12 protein-coding genes are annotated in these 15,029 nt (G+C 72.1%); 7 read left to right on the forward strand and 5 right to left on the reverse strand.

The features are described from left to right. The first annotated feature begins 93 nt into the window (after positions 1-93). Positions 94-1,473, forward strand: a complete 1,380-nt coding sequence (locus E1264_RS02895; protein ID WP_132169266.1) for an MFS transporter — start codon at positions 94-96, stop codon at positions 1,471-1,473. Between the two features lie 184 nt (positions 1,474-1,657). Here E1264_RS02895 and E1264_RS02900 read toward each other — a convergent pair whose 3' ends face one another. Next, positions 1,658-3,679 (reverse strand): regulator, encoded by a 2,022-nt coding sequence (locus E1264_RS02900; protein ID WP_132169268.1) that lies wholly within the window; start codon positions 3,677-3,679, stop codon positions 1,658-1,660. 187 nt (positions 3,680-3,866) lie between these two features. Here E1264_RS02900 and E1264_RS02905 point away from each other — a divergent pair, with 187 nt between their 5' ends. Beyond that, positions 3,867-4,790, forward strand: a complete 924-nt coding sequence (locus E1264_RS02905; RefSeq protein ID WP_207935682.1) for a PP2C family protein-serine/threonine phosphatase — start codon at positions 3,867-3,869, stop codon at positions 4,788-4,790. Between the two features lie 208 nt (positions 4,791-4,998). Next, the gene (locus E1264_RS02910) at positions 4,999-6,864 is read left to right on the forward strand and encodes an ABC transporter ATP-binding protein (RefSeq protein ID WP_243710709.1); all 1,866 of its coding nucleotides are present in this window, start codon (positions 4,999-5,001) and stop codon (positions 6,862-6,864) included. 3 nt (positions 6,865-6,867) lie between these two features. On the opposite strand, the gene E1264_RS45060 is transcribed toward E1264_RS02910, so the two are convergent. The 3 genes from E1264_RS45060 to E1264_RS02925 form a co-directional block, all read right to left on the reverse strand. After that, entirely contained in the window at positions 6,868-7,281 is a 414-nt protein-coding gene (locus E1264_RS45060; protein ID WP_347813358.1) for a DUF6183 family protein, read from the reverse strand. 150 nt (positions 7,282-7,431) lie between these two features. Continuing rightward, complete coding sequence (locus tag E1264_RS42950) at positions 7,432-7,575, reverse strand: hypothetical protein (protein WP_165963934.1); 144 nt, start codon at positions 7,573-7,575, stop codon at positions 7,432-7,434. Between the two features lie 92 nt (positions 7,576-7,667). Beyond that, positions 7,668-8,909 carry a hypothetical protein gene (locus tag E1264_RS02925; RefSeq protein ID WP_132169278.1) on the reverse strand — a complete coding sequence of 414 codons (1,242 nt, stop codon included), beginning with the start codon at positions 8,907-8,909 and terminating at the stop codon, positions 7,668-7,670. A gap of 212 nt (positions 8,910-9,121) precedes the next feature. On the opposite strand from E1264_RS02925, the gene E1264_RS02930 reads away from it, so the two are divergent. The 3 genes from E1264_RS02930 (at position 9,122) to E1264_RS02940 (ending at position 12,478) form a co-directional block, all read left to right on the forward strand. Continuing rightward, positions 9,122-10,684 (forward strand): hypothetical protein, encoded by a 1,563-nt coding sequence (locus tag E1264_RS02930; RefSeq protein ID WP_132169280.1) that lies wholly within the window; start codon positions 9,122-9,124, stop codon positions 10,682-10,684. 170 nt (positions 10,685-10,854) lie between these two features. Continuing rightward, positions 10,855-11,355 (forward strand): SigE family RNA polymerase sigma factor, encoded by a 501-nt coding sequence (locus tag E1264_RS02935; protein WP_207935683.1) that lies wholly within the window; start codon positions 10,855-10,857, stop codon positions 11,353-11,355. Next, on the forward strand, positions 11,348-12,478 hold the full coding sequence (locus E1264_RS02940) for a hypothetical protein (RefSeq protein ID WP_132169285.1): 1,131 nt from the start codon (positions 11,348-11,350) through the stop codon (positions 12,476-12,478). The genes E1264_RS02935 and E1264_RS02940 overlap by 8 nt, the downstream gene beginning before the upstream one ends. 43 nt (positions 12,479-12,521) lie before the next feature. Here the strand turns inward: E1264_RS02940 and E1264_RS45065 are convergent, their stop codons facing one another. Continuing rightward, complete coding sequence (locus tag E1264_RS45065; protein ID WP_132169287.1) at positions 12,522-13,595, reverse strand: response regulator; 1,074 nt, start codon at positions 13,593-13,595, stop codon at positions 12,522-12,524. 152 nt (positions 13,596-13,747) lie between these two features. Here E1264_RS45065 and E1264_RS02950 point away from each other — a divergent pair, with 152 nt between their 5' ends. Beyond that, complete coding sequence (locus tag E1264_RS02950) at positions 13,748-15,028, forward strand: FxsB family cyclophane-forming radical SAM/SPASM peptide maturase (protein WP_243710710.1); 1,281 nt, start codon at positions 13,748-13,750, stop codon at positions 15,026-15,028. Position 15,029 lies beyond the last annotated feature (1 nt).

The raw sequence follows: 15,029 nt of genomic DNA on the forward strand, positions 1-15,029 counted from the left end.
CGACCCCGACTATTGACGTCAGATTGTTGAGCAATCTAAGGTCCTCCTGACTTCGGCGGCGCTCGCCTGCCGGAACCACCGATGGGAGGAACCATGACCACTCCCGACCCCCTCACCTCGCCGGCCACCGCGGCGGGGCCGGCTTCGAACGTCATCGACGACGCCCCGCTGACCGCGTTCCACCGCAAGCTCACGATGTTCTGCTCGGGTGGACCGTTCCTGGACGGCTTCGCACTCGGCGTCATCGGCTTCGCGCTTCCGCAGATCGCCGACCAGTGGCAGCTCAGCGGAACATGGCAGGGGATCCTGGCCGTGGCCCCCCTGCTCGGCGTCCCGGCCGTCATCGGGGTGGGCTACCTGACCGACCTGCTCGGACGACGCATCATGTACGTGGCCGACATCGCCGCGATCACACTGCTGTGCGTCGCGCAGTTCTTCGTCACCGGTCCCGTGCAACTGCTGGTCCTGCGCGTGCTGCTCGGCATCGCGATCGGCGCCGACTACCCCATCGCCTCGTCGCTGCTGGCCGAGTTCGCCCCCCGCAAGGCCAGAGCGAAGCTGATCGGCCTGCAAACGATCATGTGGACGGCCGGCAACGCCGCCGCCTATCTCGTCGGCGCGGCGCTGCTGCAACTCGGAACGGAGGCGTGGCGATGGATCCTGCTGTCCCCCGCCGTGATCGGCGCCCTGCTGGCCATACTGCGCATCGGCACACCCGAATCACCACGCTGGCTCATCAGCAAGGGCAGGACGGACGAGGCGCTCAGCGTCGTACAGAAGGTCTACGGACCGCACGCAACCCTTGACGGCATCGGCGAGGAGTCCACCCCGACCAGCCTCAAGCTGATCTTCCGGTCGCCCTACTTCAAGAGAACGATCTTCGTCGGAACCTTCTGGGCGTGCTCGATAACCCCCGTCTACGCGATCTACGCGTTCGCCCCCAAGCTGCTGGAGGCATTCGACCTCAGCGGGCAGGGCGCGGTGGACGTCGGTTCCGTGCTGGTCGGGGTGTTCTTCCTCGTCGGAACCATCTTCGCCACCGTGGTCTCCGACCGGCTGCCCAGAAGAACACTGCTGATCTGGCCCTTCATGATCGCGAGTGCCGCCCTGCTCGCACTCGGCGCCTTCGCCGATGCCACGGCGATCGTCGTGGTGGTGCTGTTCGCGGTGTACGCCATGGCGATCGGCGGCCCGACGATCCTGCAATGGATCTACCCGAACGAGATCTTCCCCACCGAGATCCGCGCCACGGCCTTCAGCATCGGCCTGTCGATCAGCCGGGTCGGCACCATCCTCGGAACCTTCGCCGTCCCCCTCCTCCTGGACCACACCGGAATCTCCGGCACGATGATCATCGTGGGTGTCATCAGCGCCGTGGGCGCGGTGTGCTCCCTGGTCATGGCCCCGGAAACGCACGGGCGGCCACTCACCGAATCCGCGGCACCCCGCCCTCGGGACAACCCGGCCGCCTGACCGGTCGAGAGGCGACCACACGGCCACCGACGTATCCCGGGTGACACCGGACGATTCGGCCCGGCCCCGACACTCAGCCGGGGCCGGGCCTCGACGGTGTCCCGGCCCCGGGGCTCCCCCGTCTCAGCCGATCAGCAGGCCGAGTGCCGCGGTGTACCGGAAGCGTCGATCGAGTGGGTTGTGCTCAGGTGACTCCGGTGGTGAGGCCCGCGTGGAAGGCGGTGTCGGTCGCGGTGTCTCCCAGGGCGGTGCGGATCTGCTGCTCGCAGGCGCTGCGGGCGTTCATGAGCTGGGGTGAGCCCAGTTGGGAGCGGCCGTAGGTGAGTTGCCACAGGCACTCTCCGGCGCCGAGGAGGTGCGCGGCCGCTTCGAGCCGGCCCAGGGCGGCGGTGGCCATGGCCAAGGCGTCCAGGGCGAGGGCCATGCCCCAGCTGTCGCCGAGCCGGCGGACGTTCTCGAAGGCGGCGCGGGCGTGGAGCTCGGCGGAGTCGAGCCGGCCGGTGTTGAGGTCGGCGAGGGCCTGGACGTAGTGGCCCCAGGAGAGGAACTTGGCCTCATCGCGGCGGCCGCCTTCGTCGCGGATCTCCTGGGCCATGGCGGCGGCCTCGGCGAACGAGCCCGTGATGACCAGGGTGAGCGAGAGGACGGCCTGTACCTGGATCCACGTGACCTCGTGGATGCCGCCCCGTTCGGGCCGGGCGTCGATGGCCGAGAGCATGCCGATGCCCCGCTCGTGGTCGCCCTGGAGGGCGTGGCGGGCGCCGTCGAGGTAGTCGGCGGCGACGGCGGCCTCCGTGGTGAGGTGGCGGGACGCGCGGCAGATGTCGATGCAGAGCTGGAGGCTGGGGAAGTCGCCTTGGGCGAGCAGGACGCAGCCGTACGCCCAGGCGGCCCGGACGCGCAGCGGGCCCGGTTCCGTGTCGTGGGCGAGAGCCCGCTCCAGGTACTCGCGGCCTTCGCGCAGATGGCCGCAGGAGAACCAGAGGAACCACAGGGCGCCGGCCATCTCCGTCGCGGCGGAGCCGGGCTCGGCCAGGCAGGTTTCGAGGGCGAGCCGGACCTCGGCGATGTCGTCGGTGATCCGCCGGCACCAGGTGACCTGCTCGGCCCATGTCCAGTGGGGGTACGCCTGCCGGGCCTGGGAGAGGTAGCGGTCACGATGCCGGCGGCGGATGGCGTGGTCTTCGCCGAGGTGCGCGAGCCAGGTGGTCCCGTACTCGCGGATGGTGTCGAGGAAGCGGTAGCGGGAGCCGTCCTTGAGGAGGATGGATTTGTCGACCAGCGCGTCCAGGACGCTCGGCAGGTCGATGGAGCTGAGGGGTCCTCCGACGCAGACGGCCCGGGCGGCGTCCGCGGTGAACGAGCCGGCGAAGACCGAGGCGCGTGCCCACAGCAGCCGTTCGGCGGGCGCGCACAGTTCGTGGCTCCAGCCGATGGCGGCCTTGAGGGTGTCATGGCGGGTGGGGGCATCGGACGTCGTCCGGGCGAGGGCGTCGAACCGGGCCTCAAGACGGGCCGCGATATCGTCGATGGTGTGCTCGCGGACGAGCGCGGCGGCCAGTTCCAGTGCCAGGGGAAGGCCGTCGAGCCGGTGGCAGATCCGGGCGATCGTGCGGCGGCCCGCGGCGGTCACCGCGAATCCGGGTACGGCCGCGGAGGCCCGCTGGGTGAACAGGTCGGCGGCGTCCCGGCACGGCTCGTCCGCCGCTGTCGGGAACGGCGCGATCGTGATCAGCGACTCTCCCCTGACCCGCAGGCTCTGCCGGCTGACGGCGACGATGCGCAGGTGCTCGGTGCCCTGCAGCAGGGCCGTCACCAGCAGGGCGCAGGAGTCGACCAGATGCTCGCAGGTGTCGAGGATCAGCAGGCAGCGCCGGTCGGCCAGATGGTCGGCGAGCACGTCGATCATCGGCCGGGTGGTCTGGTCCTGCAGTCGCAGTTCCATGCCCACGGCGTGGGGCAGCAGCGCGCCGTCCCGTACCGGGGACAGCCGGACCAGCCAGACGCCGTCGGGAAAGCGTGCGCGCAGCGCGTCACCGGCCTGAAGGACCGTGCGGGTCTTGCCGACACCGCCCACTCCGGTCACGGTCACCAGGCGGTTCGTGCGCAGCCGGTCACCGATCTCGGCGAGTTCCGTGGCTCGGCCGACGAAACCGGGCGGCACCGGCGGGAGGTTTCCCGGGCACCCACCAATGTCACTCTTCATGATCTCTCCGTGACTCTCGGTGCAGGACGGGGATCCTACATCGGCGGACGCGCCCGATAGTTCACTTTTCGCATATGCATCGCTACTAGCGGCTATCGTCGAGGGTCCGTCCGTTTCCGCGAAGACGAGGCCGCACATGCCACGCTTCAGCTGCAGGGCCAGATCGGTCGCGGCTGCCGCAGTGGTCATGGCCGGTTCGGCGGCCATACCGCTCACCCCGCTGCGGGGCCTGCTCGCGGGCGTCACGGCCGTCGCGGTCGTCCTCCTAGCCGTGGGCGTGCTGGCCGTCCGCCACTACGTCCGGATGCGGAGCGAGCTGTCCGGCCTGCGCCAGATCAGCGACGTCGTCCAGGACGCGCTGCTGCGCCCGGTGCCCGAGCGCTGCGGTCCGTTACGGGTGCACGCGCGGTACAGCGCGGCGGAGTCCGGGGCCCGGGTCGGCGGCGACCTCTACGAGGTGGTGTCGACGCCGTTCGGTGTGCGCGCCATCATCGGCGACGTGTCCGGGCACGGGCTCGCGGCGGTGCAGATGGCCTCCGACGTGCTCGGCGCGTTCCGCGCGCTGGCCCCGCATGAGCCCCGGCTCGAAGGAATCGGGCGACGGCTCGACTCCTTCGTCGCCACCCGGGTGGGAGAGTTCTCCGAGAAGTTCGTGACCGCGGTCCTCGTCGAGATCCACGCCGACACCGAGACGGCCGAGCTGTTCAGCTACGGCCATCCATGCCCCCTGCTCCTGGGCGCCGGGAAGCCGCAGCCGCTCGACGACTCCAACACGGTGCTGCCGCTCGGCCTGCTCGGGCTCGCGGACGACTGGTGCCCACCGGCGACGGTCCCGTTCCGCCCGGGCGACAGGCTCGTCCTCTACACCGACGGCGCGATCGAGACGTGCGACGAGCACGGGCTCGCCTACCCCTTCGAGCAGCGGGTCGCGGACCTGCTGGCCGCCGATTCCGGCGAGCTCCTCGATCGGTTGCTCGAGGAATTGAGAACGCACCCCGGCGGTCAGGACCACGACGACATAGCCCTGCTGGTCCTCGAACATGAGAAGGCGCCGTCCAGCGGCACACCGGACACCGAACAGGTGAATGCCGAGCCGGGCGGCTCGCGCTGACGGAGCGCACCCACATGAATGGCGTCGCCGCAACAACAACCTCACCATGCCGGGGTATCGATCGGAGAGGTCATCAACGCGCGCAGGAATCAGCCCTTCATTGCAAAGAATGCGCGCCGCCCTTGCCGTGCGCGCAAAAAAGCGTTCGCTTCGGCCGGACGGTCTGAGGCAGCATAGGAGCGCGGCGGCATGGAGGGTGGGTGGCCGGGTGCCTGTGCTCGGAGTACGAGGTGGCTCCAAGAAAGGCCGGTCACCCCGGCAGCGAGCGGTTCTGCTGGCCCTGCGCTATTACTGCACCGTGCTGCGCCGCGAGTGGCGGTTCTCGCTTCCCGGGTTGACGCTGCCGGCGTTCGGGAACATCTGCCTCTTCTACCTGACACCGCTGGCCGTCGCCGCGCTGGTGGGGCATCTGGCCGACGGCGGTGAAAGCGACTTCGACGCGCTCTTACCCTATGTTCTCGGCTTCGCCGGGCTGGGGCTGGCGGGTGAGGCCCTGTGGCGCGTGGGGTTGCATTTCCTCAACCGGGTGAACGGGCGAGGCATCGAATCGCTCGGCATCGACGGCATGGACGCGTTGCTCGCCAAGGACGCCGCGTTCTTCCACAACAATTTCGCCGGTGCGCTGACCAAACGGGTACTGAGCTTCTCCGGCGGCTTCGAGAACTTCGGCGACACGCTCACCTTCTCGGTCGTGGCCAACCTGATCCCGCTGTCCTTCGCCTCGGTGATCCTGTGGCGGTACCACCCGCTCCTGGTCGTCGTCCTCGTGGGGCTGATCGTCCTCACCGGCTTCATCGTGGCGCCGCTCATCCGCCGCCGGCAGCATCTGGTGGACGAGCGCGAGGCAGCCAAGGTGCGGGTGTCGGGCCACGTCGCCGACGTGATGACCAACATGGAGTCGGTCCGCGCGTTCGCCGCCGAGAGGCGGGAGGCCGCCGAGTTCCGGGACCGGATCGCCGAGCAGCACCGCCTGGCGCTGCGCTCCTGGGATTACGCCAACATGCGGGTCGACACGATCGTCGCTCCGATGTCGATCCTCACCAGCGCCCTGGGGCTGCTCGTCGCGGTGGCGCTTCGCGGCGGGCTCGGCGTGGAGGCCATCGTGGTGACGTTCTCCTACTACACCCACGCGACCCGGATCATGTTCGAGTTCAACCAGATCTACCGGCGGTTGGAGAGCACGCTCACCGAGAGCGCGCAGTTCACCGAGCTGCTCCTGGAGCCGCCGACGGTCGTGGACCCGCCCGACCCGCAGCCGCTGCGCCCGGCAGACGCCGCGGTCCGCTTCGAGCGGGTGCGTTTCGCGCACGGCGGCGGCCCGCCCCTGTTCGAGGGGCTGGACTTGGAGATCCCGAGCGGCGCCAAGATCGGCCTGGTGGGCCGGTCCGGCGGCGGCAAGACCACCCTCACCCGGTTGCTGCTGCGTCTCATGGACGTCGACGGCGGCCGGATCCTCATCGGCGGCCAGGACATCGCGCGGCTGCGGCAGAGCGACCTGCGCGGCCTGGTCGCCTACGTCCCGCAGGAACCCGCGATGTTCCACCGGTCGGTGCGCGACAACATCGGCTTCGCCCGGCCGGGCGCCACCGAGGCCGAGATCCTCCAGGCCGCGCGGGCGGCGCATGTCACCGAGTTCGTCGAGGGCCTTCCGGACGGGTTCGACACGCTGGTCGGCGAGCGCGGCGTCAAGCTGTCGGGCGGTCAGCGGCAGCGCGTCGCCCTCGCCCGCGCGATCCTCCGGGACGCCCCGATCCTGCTCCTGGACGAGGCGACCAGCGCCTTGGACTCCGAAAGCGAGCTTCTCGTCCAGGAGGCGCTGTGGCACCTCATGCGCGACCGCACCGCGCTGGTCGTCGCGCACCGCCTGAGCACGGTCGTCCGCATGGACCGTCTCATCGTCCTCGACCGTGGCCGCATCCTCGAAGACGGCTCCCACCGGGAACTCCTCCAGGCCGAGGGGCCCTATGCCCGTCTCTGGCGCCACCAGTCCGGCGGGTTCCTGACCGACGACGCCGCTCTGGACACCCGGCACGCGGCGATGCGTGAGCACAGGCCGCAGTCGGCGACCGGCTGACGATCAGTCGGCGTCCGTGGCGGCCAGTACGGCCACGGTCCGGCGGTCTGGGCGGAGGGCGGCAATGCCCACGTCCAGCGCCGGGATGATCCGCATATGCCAGTCCGAGGTGTAGAAGAGCCAGACGCACCGGTCGGCGGCCTCTTCGATGGCCGCGACGTCGAGCTCCTGGACTTCGGACAGCGCGGCGAGCGACTCCCAGGACGCGCGGCGCGCGTACGCGCCGTGCATGCCCGGCCCGTACGCGCCGCCGCCGGCCGCCGCGCCGAAGAGCCTGCGCAGGACGGCCGCGGTGGTCACCCTGCGCACGCCGGTCACGGTCGGGCCGATGCTCGCCGCCGGGAGGGCGCCGAGCAGCGACGAGCCGAACTCGCCGGCGGTGATGGGGCGTCCGAGCCGGAACAGGCGGGCCTCGATGTCCTCCGCGTCGGCCGTCCAGTCGCGGAAGGCGGTGCACGCCCGCGGCGCCTCGGGCCAGCCGCCCGCCTCCGCCGCGATGTCGAGGCCGGGAGGTCCGGGCGCCTCCGGGGCGCCGTCGCCGGGCAGGCGCCATGCGGGCTTCGGGGGCTAGGGGTACGCGGTCAGGGCGTGCTCGCGCTCCGCGGGGGCCGGGCGCAGCGGCAGGTCCGCGAGCGGATGCCCGGCCGCCCGCAGCCGCTCGGCGAACCCCGCCGCGGACGTCGCGTCATGACGCAGCGCCGTCTCCTGCATCGAGCCGGGCGATGACCGCCCCTTCTGCTGATCATCTGTCCAGGATGCCCGGGACGCCGGTCACGGCAAAGGGATATCCCCGGTTGCCGCGGCTACTCCAGGCCGATCACCGGGGGCGCCGCCGGGCCGGGCTCGGGCAGCCACCGGTTGATCGAGACCTCGGCCCGGCCGTCGTACGGCCCGCCGCCGATCACCGGGGGCGCGACCTCGGACGTCTCCTCGGCGCGGGGCGCGGCGGGCTGCGGTACCGGCGGCACCGGCGGCACCGGCGGCACCGGCGGGACCTGGACGCCCGGACGGGGCGGCCCCTCCGGCGGGTCGATCCCGCCGAAGGGCAGGTCGACGGCGAGGTGGGCGGGATATCCGTCGGCGACGTCGCGGTACCAGGCCGTCAGGTCGTCGAAGGCACGGGCGAGGCGGTCGTCGCGGTCGCGGTTGGGGACGAGCGCCCGCCCGGAGGGCAGGTCGCCGAGCACCTGCTCCAGCGCCTCGGCCGTGTGCCGCTCGACGACCTCCAGGGCGCCGGTGAACACCGCGAGGCCGGTGGTGGTCGCGTGGATGCGGCGCAGCTTGCCCTGGGCGTGCAGGGAGGCCCGGTCGCTCCAGGCGTCCGCGAGCCGGTGGGCCTGGGCGAACAGCGTGTCGCCCAGGGTGTGCAAGGTCCTGGTGGCGGTGTAGAGCTCCCGGGAGGTGGCGTGATGGGCCTCCCAGGCCCGGACCTCCTTGAGCGGGCGCAACCACATCGCGATCAGCTGGGGCATGTACCGGTCGGCGGATTCGGGCATGGGACGGTCGCGGGGCAGCGTCAGCTGCGTCAGGACAGGTCGTCCCGCCGGAGGAACGTCCACGCGCGGGCCCGGCACCGGCCGGTACGGCGCCGGGCCGGGCGGCGGGGAGGCGCCGAGCCGCGGCCACACCGAGCCGGTGGACGACAGCTCGCGCCGCCATACCTCGGTGTCGGAGAACGAAGCGAGGATTCTGCGGACCGTCTCCAGCGTCTCCGCCTCGGCCAGGCGGTAGTTCTCCGAGACCCGGGCCAGCCGGGCGACGGCGTGCCACAGGTTGCGGTCGATCGCGGCCAGCACCGCGCCAGCGCTCCCGCGCGCCGACAGGTAGCGCCCGTTCAGGCTCACCGCGGTGTGCCACGTGCCGAAGTAGGCGGGCGACTGCGCGCTCACCGGCACCCTGGTGGCCTGGGCCGCGCGCCCGAGGGCGGCCAGCGTGCCGCGCTCGTCGGACAGGCTCCGGATCACCTCGGCCATCTGCGCGGGCAGATGCACGAAGTGGCCGGGCCGCGCGGCGGGTTCCGGCCAATCATGGCGGTATTCGAGCATCACGGTTGATCATTTCCGGGGGCCGATCATTGGTTCAGAGTACCTTAGCCATGCTGGGACGAATATGGCATCCGGCACTCTAAGATACGTCCATGCCAATGCCTTTACTTCCGGCCGAACTCGCCCTTCTCCAGCACATTGAGTCCGGACACCCAACTGTTTTCCGACCTAATGGGGCATTTCGGAATGAGAGCGGCGGCGCGGGCGATGTCGTGAAGGCGGACTTCCTGCGCGATCTGCTGCTGGGGCGCAACTACCTGGAGCCTCCTCCGCAGCCGGGAGTGATCCTCAGCGGCGTCCGGCTGGCAGGCACCCTGGACCTCCGAGGGGCGGAACTGCCGGTCGGCCTCTTCCTGGAGTCCTGCACGGCCGAGCAGCCGATCAAGATCAGTCATGCGCGGCTCCCCAGGCTCGTATTGACGCGCTCCAAGCTCGCCGGATTAGAGGCCAACGACGCGCGCATCGACAATGGCCTGGACGCCCGCCTGATCTCCTGCGCCGGGCCGGTGGAATTGCACGGAACCCGCATCGGCGGGCAGACCAATTTCACCGGCGCCGTGATCGATGCCGGCACGCGGGTCGCGCTGCTGGCCGATGACCTGCGCTCCGACGGGGACGTGCTGCTGCGCGCGGGCTTCCGCGCGGCGGGCGGCGCCGGGGCGGTGCGGCTGGTCGGCGCGACCGTCGAGGGCAACCTCGACCTCGTCGGCGCCGAGATCACCGGCGCCGGCGGCGCGGCGCTGCTGGCCGAGCGCGCCGACGTCGGCGGGAACCTGCTGCTGCGCGAGCTGCGGGCGCGGGGCCGCGGGGACGGCCGCCGCGCGGGCACCGCCGAGGCCGCCGTGGTCGTGCTGCGGGGCGCCACCGTCCGCGGCCAGCTCAGCCTGGAGGACGCCGACCTGGCCGGGGAGGGGATGTGCGCGCTCGCCGCCGAGGGCGTCCGGGCCGAGACGGACGTCTTCCTCGTCCGCATGACGGCCACCGGCGCCCATCCCGACGGTGTCGTGTGGCTCACCGGCGCCGAGATCGGCGGGAGCCTGGTCTGCGACGGCGCCACCGTGACCGGCGGGGCGGGGGCGCCCGCCGTCGACCTCCGCATGGTGACGCTCGGCCGCACGCTCAGCATGCGGCCCGACCTGGCCGGGACGTCCGGACGCGACCTCGTCGCCCTCGACGGGCTCACCTACCGGATGGTCCCGCACGGCATGACGTGCGCCGAATGGATCGCCTTCCTGCGCGAACGGGCCATCTACGCGGCGCAGCCCTACCGGCAGCTCGCCGACGTCTACACCGCCGCCGGGTGGGACGAGGACGCCCGCCGTGTGCTCATCGCCCAGCAGGACGACCTGCTGGCCGGCGGGCGCAGGCTGTCGCGCGCCGAACGGCTGCGCCTGCACGTCCTGCGCATCGTGCTCGGCTACGGCTACCAGACCTGGCGCGCCCTGGCCGGCCTGGCCCTGACCGTCGCCGCGACCGTGGTCCTGACCGTGGTGGCGGCGCAGACGACCGGCGCCGTCCAGGTGCCCGCACGGCCCGGCACCGCCCCGGCCGCCAGGTCGGAGGTGCAGCACTGCCAGTTCGTCGACCAGGTGGGGCTGGGGATCGAGCTGGCCATCCCGGTCCTCAGCACGACGCGGCGGACACGGTGCAACCTCGTCGCGTCCTCCGACCGGGAACAGTGGATCGTGGCGGCCGGATGGGTGCCGCAGTTCCTGGGATGGGCGTTCGCCACGCTGTTCGTGGCGGGCTACACGAAGCTGATCCGCCGCACCTGACCCGGCACCCGACGACCGCGGCGGCTCGTCAGCCGGAGAGGCGCGAGCGCAAAGGATGCGCAAGCCGGTGGGCGCGCCGGTTCTGAGCGAGAGAACATGCCTGGGCTCGGCCACCGTCGCGTGCAGCGCCGGGGCCGGGTCGCGTGTCCTTGGGTGTGAGGAGGTGCATCGTGCCGGACGACGAGCTGGCCCGGTTCGACGATTTCGTGTCGAGCCGGCTGCCCGCGCTCTACCGATACGCCTGCGCGCTCACGGGTAACCGGCACGACGCCGAGGACCTCGTCCAGGAGGCCCTGGCCAGGACGGGCGCCGGGTGGCGGCGGGTGCGGCGCAAGGACGACCCGGAGGGCTACGTCCGCATGGCCATGGTGCGGCTCATGCTCAACAAGCGGCGGCGCGACCGGGAGCGGTTGATGGCCGACCCGCCCGACCGGGCCGCCGATGACCAGCGTCTCGACGGTGTGACCGCGCTGGCCGCGACGCAGGCGGCGCTGGCGGGGCTGCCGAGGGGGATGCGGGCCGTGCTCATGCTGCGCTACGTCGACGGGTTCAGCGACGAGCAGATCGCCGACGTGCTCGGATGCAGCGCGAGCACGGTGCGGAGCCAGGCGTGCCGCGCGCTCGCCAAACTGCGGGCCGCGGCCGACACGCAGGAGGAACCACATGGATGAGTTCGAGCGGAGGCTCGGGGATCTGCTGACCGCGCCGTTCAAGGACGAGGAGCCGCCGGCGTCGCTGCAGGGCCGGATCATGCGGAGCGCGGCGGCGGCCCGCCACCGGAGGGTGGCGGCCGGAGGCGTGGTGGTCGCCGCGGTCGCGGGGCTCGGTCCGGTTGCGGTCATGCAGGCCGCCCCGGAGCGGTCCCCCGCCGATGACCCGGCGACCGTGACGGCGACCGATCTGGGCGCCGTGGTCGAGCGCGGCACGATCGTGCGGATTCCGCGAGACCTGCCGGGCCGATCGCCGTTCGAGGCGATGGCCGTGAACAAGGACGGCACCGTTCTCGGCGCTCCCCAGGCGGGCGCGGACGGGAATGACGCACGGTCCACCGGAATCTGGCGCGCGGGCCCCGCTGGCGGCCGTCCCGCACTCGTCACCGAGACCGCGCCCGGTACACGCGCCTATCTGTGGGCGATGGCGGCCGGAGACGCCGGTTACCTGTGGCCCGACGGTGAGCGGCTCGCCTGCCGGGGACCCGCCGGTGCGGGGCCGTCCCGGACCCTCGACGCGGCCTGGGGCGGACGAGACCGGTTCTTCGCCGACGGCCCGGCATTCGTCTGGGGCCGCAACGCCGACGCTCTGCGGGTGGCGACCGCCTGTGGTGGCGAGACAAGGACCTATCCGGTCGGCGGAACGTTGGAGGGCTTCTCCTTCCCTTACGCGATCGTCCGGACGGGAGCCGGCCTCCGACAGGTCGATGTGCGGGACGGCGCCGCCCGTGACCTCGTCCGGCTGGCGGCATCGGCGGACCCGGTCCTCGCTGCGAGTCCGCGCCTGATCGCCTGGGCGGACGGCGGCGCCCTCAGGGTGCTCGACAGGGGCACCGGCACCTCGCGCCAGGCCGTCCGGGCGCTGCCGCACGCGGCGGACCCCGCCTATGCGGGCCGCCTCACCGCCGGTGACCGGGTCGTCGCCTACACGGCCGCGCATCAGGACGAGGACGTGGCGGAGTCGGTGGTCCTCGACGTCCGGACCGGCCGTGAGGTCAGGCTCCACGGGGAGGTGCGGGCGGCGGGCGGCTGGTTGCTGTGGCGGGAGGGCGCCGACTACCGGCTCGCCCGAGTCCGGTCGTGACCGCCGCCGGCCGGTTCGGTGACGGCCCCCGAATCGAGGGGCCTCATCCCGTGGTCAGTGCGACGGTCGGGGAAAGGCGGGCGGCGCGCAGGGCCGGGTAGAGGCCGGCGAGCGCGCCGATGAGGAGGGTGGCGGCGAGACCGCCGGCCAGTGCCCAGGGCGGGATCACCGGCGGCAGGTCCCGGGCGGTCGCGTACGCGGTCGTCACCACGGCGCCCGCGGCGGCTCCGGCCAGCCCTCCCAGGCCGGACAGCAGGAGCGACTCGGTCAGGAACTGCAGCCGGATCTGCCCCCGGGTGACGCCCAGCGAGCGCCGCAGACCGATCTCGCCGCGCCGCTCCAGCACCGAGATCACCATCGTGTTGGCGACGCCGACACCGCCCACCAGCAGCGCGATCGCGCCGACCCCAAGCAGCAGGTCGGTGAAGGCCCTGGCCGCCAGCCCGTCGGACGGCCGGCTCACCGTGACCTGCTCGGGGTTGCGCGGGTCGGCGGTCCGGGCCAGCACCGCGCGGACGTCCTCGACGGTGTCGCCCGCGGACCGCTCGTAGATCGTGGTCGGGTGCCCGTCGAAGCCGAGGAGCCGCTGCGCCACCGGCCAGCCGACGAGCGCGGCGCGGTCCACGCCGGGGGGCTTGAACTCGGCCGGCGACAGCGGGATGGGTTCCCCGGCACGCCACACCTCGTGCGCGTCCTCGTCGAGCTCGATGTCGGCGAACACCAGCCGGGCGGGCCGCTCGGCGCGGCCGTCCCGGAAGCGGCGCAGTACCGCCTCGATGCGGGCCACGACCTCCTCCAGGCTGAACGGCTTGGTGACGTAGTCGTCCCCGCCCAGGCGCAGGCCGCGGACCCGGTCCTGCACCGCGTCCCGGGCGGTGAGGTACAGCACCGGCGTCCGGTCGCCGCCCGACCGGAGCCGCCGGACGACGTCGAAGCCGTCCAGGTCGGGGAGCATCACGTCGAGCACGATGAGGTCCGGGCGGTGGCGCTGCGCGGCCTGGACGGCGGCGGTCCCGGACGTGGCCGTCAGCACGGCGAACCCGCTGTGGCCCAGGCTCACCGACAGCAGTTCGAGGATGTCGGGCTCGTCCTCGACCACGAGGAGGCGTGCGGTCATGGGCCCACGGTGCCCGCCCTAACTGAAGACTTGCCGAAAGCCGCCATGCTTCCGTGCGGGACGTTTAGCGATCTTGGGGGGTGTACATATCAGGGCAAAGTGCACCAGTGGCATCAGAACCGGTGCGGTTCTCGGCCCGGGGAGCGACCAGCGTGGCTGACGCACGGCGAGACGGCCCGCACGAATGGCCGGAGACGCTCGACGTCGCGTCCCTGCTGGGACGGGGATGGCGGCCGACGCCCTTCCGCGAGTTCGTCCTCAAGGTGCACAGCCGCTGCAACCTGTCGTGCGACTACTGCTACATGTACGAGATGGCCGACCAGGGCTGGCGGCGCCAGCCGCGCAGGATGGCCAGGCCGACCGTGGACCGGGTGGCGGAACGCATCGCCGAGCACGCACGCGCCAAGCTCCTGGACCAGGTGGACGTGACCCTGCACGGGGGCGAACCCCTGCTCGCCGGCCTCGACCACCTGCGCTACACGATCGAGAAGGTGCGGGACGCGTGCGCGCCGGATGTCGAGGTCCGCTTCCACGTCCAGACCAACGGCGTCCTGCTCGACCGGCCGTTCCTCGACCTCTTTCTTGAGCACGGCGTGCGGGTGGGCGTCAGCCTGGACGGCGACGAAGAGGGCCACGACCGGCATCGCCGGGCGAGCAACGGGCACGGCAGCTTCCAGTCCGTGCAGGCGGGCCTTGAGCGGCTCTGCGACGAGCGCTACCGGCGGCTGTTCAGCGGCCTGCTGTGCACGGTCGAGCTGCGGAACGACCCGGTGCGGACGTACGAGGCGATGCTCGGTTTCGAGCCGCCCGCCATCGACTTCCTCTTGCCGCACGGAAACTGGGACGCGCCTCCACCCGGACGGCCGCCGGATACCTCCACGCCTTACGGCGACTGGCTCGTCGCCGCGTTCGACCGCTGGTACAGGTCGCGGGAGAAGCACACGAGGGTGCGGCTGTTCGACGACATCATGATGCTGCTGCTCGGGCGGCCCGCCGGGAGCGAGGCGGTGGGGCTCTCCGCCATCGCCGTCGCGGTGGTGGAGACGAACGGGCGGATCGAGCAGGTCGACTCGCTCAAGTCCGCGTACGAGGGCGCGTCCGCGACCGTGCTGCACGTGTCCCGCGACCCGTTCGAGGCCGCGCTGCTGCTGCCGCCGATCGCCGCCCGGCAGATCAGGGGCCTGGCGCTGGCCGAGCAGTGCCGGGCGTGCCGGCTGCGGCTCGTCTGCGGTGCCGGGCACTACGTGCACCGGTACCGGAGCGGAAGCGGCTTCCGCAATCCGTCGGTGTACTGCCATGACCTCCAGCGCCTGATCACCCACGTGCACGCCGAGGTCTCCCGGGAGGTCGCCACGATCCGCGCCCGCCGCGACGCCTCGACCACGGCGACCGCCGAGGCCGCCGCGAAAGCCGCGACCGCGGCGACCGCCTGAA

Origin of the sequence: Actinomadura sp. KC216, assembly GCF_004348535.1 — a bacterium.
In the GTDB taxonomy this organism is placed as follows: Bacteria; Actinomycetota; Actinomycetes; order Streptosporangiales; family Streptosporangiaceae; genus Spirillospora.